This is a genomic window from Leptolyngbya sp. FACHB-711, assembly GCF_014695615.1.
In the GTDB taxonomy this organism is placed as follows: Bacteria; Cyanobacteriota; Cyanobacteriia; order Elainellales; family Elainellaceae; genus Leptolyngbya_A.
Genome location: NZ_JACJOR010000091.1, coordinates 1 through 6,378, shown reverse-complemented (window position 1 = coordinate 6,378; position 6,378 = coordinate 1). Strand labels below are relative to the sequence as shown.

General features: G+C 51.2%; 4 protein-coding genes. 1 reads left to right on the top strand and 3 read right to left on the bottom strand.

The window, feature by feature from the left end; genetic code table 11:
• Positions 1-1,639, top strand: a 1,639-nt coding sequence (locus H6F80_RS02740) for an MFS transporter (protein WP_190790080.1), incomplete at its 5' end; no start/stop codon positions are given.
• Here H6F80_RS02740 and H6F80_RS02735 read toward each other — a convergent pair.
• The 3 genes from H6F80_RS02735 to H6F80_RS02725 all read right to left on the bottom strand — a co-directional run bounded on the left by H6F80_RS02735 (position 1,524) and on the right by H6F80_RS02725 (position 6,086).
• The gene (locus tag H6F80_RS02735) at positions 1,524-3,767 is read right to left on the bottom strand and encodes an SDR family oxidoreductase (RefSeq protein ID WP_190790079.1); all 2,244 of its coding nucleotides are present in this window, start codon (positions 3,765-3,767) and stop codon (positions 1,524-1,526) included. The genes H6F80_RS02740 and H6F80_RS02735 overlap by 116 nt on opposite strands.
• Before the next feature lie 144 nt (positions 3,768-3,911).
• Positions 3,912-4,373: a hypothetical protein gene (locus tag H6F80_RS02730; protein WP_190790078.1), complete on the bottom strand. Its 462-nt coding sequence runs from the start codon at positions 4,371-4,373 to the stop codon at positions 3,912-3,914.
• 198 nt (positions 4,374-4,571) lie between these two features.
• A complete protein-coding gene (locus H6F80_RS02725) occupies positions 4,572-6,086 on the bottom strand; it encodes a hemerythrin domain-containing protein (RefSeq protein ID WP_190790077.1) in 1,515 nt (504 codons plus the stop codon).
• Between the last annotated feature and the right edge of the window lie 292 nt (positions 6,087-6,378).

Sequence of the window (6,378 nt, the reverse complement as noted above, 5' to 3'; positions counted from 1 at the left end):
GTCAAGAAACACCGTGTCAACAAACCAAGTGCTAACCAAAATTTCAAAAGATGAAATTCGCTCTAGTCTCCGCGCTTCAACGCTGGACGGCATTTTTGCAACGCTTTTTTCTAGCGTGACTGGCGGAGTGCTGATTAGTAATTTTCTCGTCGAGCTGAAGGCAACGCCGCTTCAGATTGGGATGCTGGCTTCGATGCCAATGGTGGCAAATCTCTTGCAGCCCCTTGGGGCTTATTTATCAGATTGCACCACGAGCCGTCGTCGCTATAGTCTCTGGGTTTACGGCTTTTCCCGCTTGCTGTGGCTGCCGCTGGCGATCGTCATCCTGATTTCTAGCCGACATCCTAACCAGTTGCAGCCGATGATTTTCGCGACGTTGGTGGTGATGCTGATTACGCATTTGATAAATGCAATCGGCAGTGCTTCCTGGCTGTCTTGGTTGGCGACACTGGTTCCCCGACAGTTGCGCGGACGGTATTTCGGCTTGCGGAATAGTGCCTTTAGCCTGACCGGTTTGATTGCCCTGCCGCTGCTGGGTGTGGTTGTCTCGCGCTGGACGGGGGGCAGCATTCAGGGATTTGGCGTGATGATGATTGTGGCAGTTGTTGCAGGAGTCATTAGCCTGGGCTTTCAGTCGCGCATGGTCGATGTAAATCCACAGGCGAATATTGGCTCTCAGGCAAATATTGGTTCTCAGGAAAACATTAGTTTTCAGGGAAATATCAATCCGCAGGCAAATGGTTCTGGCCCGGCAGTCTCTCAACCCGAAAATGCGGTGATTTGCGATCGCGCTCAAGAGGAAACTGTGGAGCTTTGTCCTGGAATGCAGGAGATCGAGGAGAGCCAGACGAGCCACCCGGTCGCCAGTTTGCCTCAGACAGCTGACCCCAGCCTTTTCTACAAACTATTCCACAACTCTCATTACGGGCTATTCCTGCTCTACTTCGGCTTGTGGGCATTTGGGATTAACCTCAGTAATCCCTTTTTTAATCTGTATTTACTGAATGATCTGGCTCTGGATTTGAGCTGGGTCACGCTCTACAACGGGATAGGAGCAGGCGCGAATCTGCTGATGCTTCTTCAGTGGGGTAGGCTGGCAGACCGGATTGGCAATCGATCGATTCTGCTGCTGAATGGGCTGCTGGTTGCGGTGACGCCGCTGTTCTGGCTGGGGACGGGTGCAAATTCACACTCGCTCTGGCTCTGGTTTCCGCTTCTGCATCTTTTAGGCGGTGGGACGGGGGCGGCGATCGACCTGTGCATCAACAATCTGCAATTTGCGATCGTTCCGGTGCAGCACCAAACCAAGTATTTTGCAACCACGGCGGCGATCGGGGGTGTGGCGGGGGCAATGGGGGCGTTAGCAGGGGGCTGGCTGGCGCAATCTAGCAATGCAGGTAACATCACAGAACTATTTGCGCTTTCCAGCATTTTCCGGCTCGTTGCGCTGCTGCCGCTGGCCTGGCTCCAGGAACCTCAGCGGCAATCGCTCAGAAACACCCTGCAACGCTGGTCTACCCCGTTCAGGCTGAAACGCGCTCTTTCAGATATCGCCCGATCGCCTGCTCCAGGTCCGGCAGCAACACCCCTCGTTCACTTGTCAGCGCACTGTAAACCGGACGAGGCGCAACCCAGTTGAGTTCTTTAGCAGGACGGGCATCAATGCGAGTGTGATCAAGTCCTGCAAGCCTGGCAGCTTCCCGTGCGAGGTCTGCCCAAGCAATCGCCCCCTCGTTTGCCAGATGCCACAGCCCAGATTCGCCATCAATCAGCAAGTCCAGCGTCACGTTGACCAGATCGGGCACATAGGTAGGCGAAACGATCGCATCCGATGCGGCAATAAACGGTTGTCCGGCTGACAGGGTGCGAAGGGCGATCGTCAAGAAGTTATAGGCATCCCAGGGGCTAAAGAAGGCACTGGTGCGAATCACTAGAGAATTGGGATGAGCGGCTAGAACCTGCTGTTCCGCGATCGCCTTACTCCGTCCGTAAACGTTAAGCGGCGCGACTTGCTGACTTTCCGTATAGGGTTCAGCGCGGTTGCCGTCAAATACCAAATCCGAGGAAAATTTCACCATTGCAATGCCGCGATCGGCACAGGCTTCCGCTAGAATCGTTGCCCCTTCGGCGTTGACGCGATGGCACAGGTGCGGTTCCCGCTCGGCATCATCGACTCGCACGTATCCTGCTGCATTCACGATCGCCCACGGCTGCAATTCCTTCAACGCTTGCGCTACCGAAGTAGAGTCTGTAATATCCATCTCCTGACGAGACAGCAGGTGATAGGGAATGCCGCGAATTTCACAAAGGCGAGCAAAGGCTTGTCCCAGGGTACCCGTCGCGCCCGTAATGAGCAGTGGCGGCGTGGAAGCGGCAGCAGAATCTTTTCCAATCCGCCTCATCTCGACGGAGCGACAAACCGCCCCTGATTCTGTATCAATCCATCCGCCTGATTTTTGTGAATAGTTAACAGGTGGGTAGAGCAACCGCTGCGATCGCTGCCACCACCCGGGGAGATCCAGTAACGGGTGGGTATATTCCTGCCCTGTGGCGATCGATTGCACCATTTTAGCGATCGCCGTCGGACGGGGCACCGCCGATCGGACATCAAATACACCCGGCTCGTAAAATCCATCGTCGCGAGTCACCAGGCTATTCCAGTCGTAAGTCCCCAGCAGCGACCAGACTGTGACGGCTCGAAAGTCTACCCCTTCATTTCGTACTGCCTGAGCCACCTGCCAGATTTCTTTCAGCCAGCGCAACTGCTCCTCGCGAGTACAGCCTAAATGGGCTTCAGTAATAGCAATCGGCTGCCCATAGCGTTGCCAGACTTCCTTTAGCAGAGCCGCGTGATCGTAAATGCCATCGGCACAGACCCACACCGCTTCCACATCGGCGTATTGATGCTTGCCATTGCCGCCCCGCGTATGTTCGGGATAGCGTTCCATTCGTTCATCAATAAACCGATCGCCGCACACATAGCGATTAATGCCGATAATATCGGGCGGACAGGAATTGCCTTCAAACCACAGCAGCTCGTCTGCCTCAACGCCTGCCCCCAGCAGATAGCTCCACAGGGGATGGTCAGGATTGACGCGCCCGCACAGCAAATCGAGCGACAGCCAGCGGCGATCGTTCTCAAGCTGTGCCTGGTATGTCAGCAGAGGCGTGCTAAAGGTTTTGCCCAGATCTTCGGTTTGTACGAGCTGTGCCCGCGGATTAATTTCTCGAATTGCCTGCATGGAAAGCACCGTGGCACGGCACTCGTGAATCAATGCTTTGGCAAACATCAGGTCATCGCGCTCATGCGGATACCAGTGACCATACAGCCCGCTAAATCTGGCAGTCGTTAACGGCTCATTCACAGGCGTGTAATGGCTCAGCCAGGGATATCGCTCGGCAACCGCCCGCGCATATTCTGCCAGCTTTTCTGGAAATGCCGGATCGATCAGGCTGGTATCGCGAGGACCGCTGCCGTGATGCACTAATCCGGCGATCGGACAAATGCCCAACTCATCCAGCATTTTCAGCCGCTCATCTGCCCATGACCAATCTGCCTGTTCTACCCCATTCGGCGCAATGCGTTCCCACAGGATCGGATAGCGGATCATTTCCACACCCAGCGCGGCGAATCGTTTCAGATCCTCAATTCGATTGGCGTGTCCATTCCATTCCATTTGGTCAAAATATCGATCGCCAATTCGATTCACCGTACATTCCAGTCCAGCCCACACGGCTGGCGGGGACATCTTTTGCGTTGAATTCATCGACTTCCTCACTTTGTTCTACTGCGTCAGCTTGTTCTATTGCGTCAACTTGTTCTACTGCATCAATACTTTGTTCAATGCTGCGTAAGCTACTGTGTTCGATCACGTCGTGATGCACTGCCGCGCTGAATGTTCAACCCATCTCTAACGCACTTCCTGAATCAATAAAACTGTCCAAGTGGAGATGAAAAGCAGGGGTAAGACGATCGCAGGCATTTGGGCTAAACGACGAGTCAGCGTTGTACCTTGGATTGGCGGATAATGCTCGGTTGTATCATCCTGCGGATAGGTTTGAAACAGGTTCCGTAATTCAGCCATATAAACCAGGGAAACCAGAATTCCGACATAAATCAGAATGCTTGTGATTAAAGAAATGCCAGGAACGATCCAGAGCAAGAGTTGATGTAACTCTGCATAGCCGCCATTCTCTGGGTCAGGCGGTGAAGTTAAAAGTGTCGCAAACCCGCTAAAGAAGAATGACTGTGAAAGAATGAGCCAGTTTACCCGCTGACTCATCGAGTCATCTTCATTGCTGATTTGCTCATGGATCAATTGGTAAAAATCAGCCGTAGGCAGCGGTTTAGATAAGTCGATCGATTTGGACATTTATTGATTTACAACTAATTGATTTAGAGGTTAAAGATCGATGATCGAAATCCGAACAGCCCCCAATTCCAGGGAAACTGAGCCAGCCTTCCCTAAGTTTCAAAGTTCGCCAAAGTTGGGGAATTTAGAGGGAAATGCAGCCCCTCGAACACTCCTCAAACTCACTTCCGCCATCGATCGCCTGCTATGTGATTCTGACTACTCTAAAACTCCATTCGTTGGAACATCTTGTTTCGCCTGGGAATCGAAGTAGAGGAACAGAACAAATAAGATTGCAAAGGTCAAATCAAACACACCGGACAGCAGATAAAACGGATGAAGACTGCCGATCAAAGTATGATAAGCAAGCAATCCAAAAACGCTAAATTGGGCGAAAATCCCGAGTTTGACAATGCCGCGATTTTGCGTAACGTCCTGGCTCACCCACCAATAACCAATGCCGATGATGAAAACGAAGCCATAGAAGAGCTGCGAGTATTCGAGATTGACGAGTGGTTCTGTATTCAAAAATTCTCGTACCCATCGATCGCCTATCAGAAACAAAACGGCTTCAACCCAGTTGATCACAGCCTTCGTTTGAAACACAAGCTTCCACGGAATTCTATGATTCATATAAACAAACCAGGGTTTTGTGTTGCCACCACCTCTGCTCTGACTCATCTGCGGCTCTAATACAGGGATAGCTCTATGGTGTTCCTGCTCCTGTTCCTGTAACTGACTTTTAGCGGCTTTGAAATCCGTCGCCAATTGTTTCTGCTGATCGTTACTGAGATACTGTTTAATGCGGGGAAAGATATCATTCTCCTCTTGATCGACATGACCTCGAACCGCAAGCCTCACCTGTTCAATTCGTGTTTTAAAGCTGGGGTCGGCAGGATCGATTTGCTTGACCTCATCCAGCAGCTTGATCGCATCATCGGTTTGATCAACAATTTCCTGCATCTGCTCGTAGTAGGGGCTGAGAGCCGGATAGAAAACCTGTTCTTCAGCTAAGCCGTGAACCTTGACATCCCGATAAAGCTGCCCAAAATACTCCTGAATTTTTTGTGGATCATCACTTCCTAAAATTTCGGCAAACAGAATATCTGCCTTGCTGTGATCCATCAAAAGCAGATCGCGGAGGCTCATCTCATCATCCGATCGCGTCACCACACTGCCCACGATGCCTGTGAAAGCTGCAACCGCATCCTCGCTTCTTGCCAACAGTCCCTGAGCCGGATCTTGTCCAGTCAGTTCACGCACCCCCAGCACTTCTAAGATTCCTTTGAGCCGTTCTTGATGAGCGCGGTTTTCAAAGTTGATGGCATGTAAGGGCGCGATCGCTGCTTCAATATCAGCCCCAACTACCTGTGCTGCTTTGTGAATGATCAGTCCTGCCATCGTCTGCTGATGCTTCAGCAATTCATGCTGCAAAACTTTCTCAGACAGGGTTAATTCAGTATCTTCTATCAAGTGTTGGGTGTTCTCAAGACTTTGCTCAACCGTTTCCTTTAACTCACCCGGAACCCCATACTGAACGATGACCGTTTCCAGAATGCCCAGGTTCTTTTCATCCTGTTTTAGCATTTCCTGCAACTCATGATGAATCTCATCATCTTCGATCGCATTCAGGAGTAGCTGATCGTTGTGAATTAGCAGATTTTGCAATGCTTTCATATCTGCCAGTTTTGTGGCAATTGCAAGACGCTTGGTGTCATCAAGAGTCGATACCATTTTCATTCCTCCTTATACCGCTAAGGGTGCATGTTCAAGACAGACTTTGCCGTAGATGTGAGGGAATTCGCCGCATCGGCTAATCTCTGTCGCACGGGATGCTGCGTCTGTACAATAATTCCAAGGTCGAAAGTTTGCATCGACTCGGACTGGACGATACTGTTGATGCTTTTTCTACATTCAACGACAGTTTTGAAATTACAGCTTCATCCCTAGAGCCTGCCTTATTCTGCCCGCAGGCATAGTTTTGAGTTAAGCCAGTTTGTTACTATCAGCACAACTTAGATTTTAC

Bases quoted from the DNA above. Each gene is read 5' to 3' on its own strand.
- H6F80_RS02735 (WP_190790079.1), bottom strand. From the start codon at position 3,767: ATGAATTCAACGCAAAAGATGTCCCCGCCAGCCGTGTGGGCTGGACTG.
- H6F80_RS02725 (WP_190790077.1), bottom strand. From the start codon at position 6,086: ATGGTATCGACTCTTGATGACACCAAGCGTCTTGCAATTGCCACAAAA.
- H6F80_RS02730 (WP_190790078.1), bottom strand. From the start codon at position 4,373: ATGTCCAAATCGATCGACTTATCTAAACCGCTGCCTACGGCTGATTTT.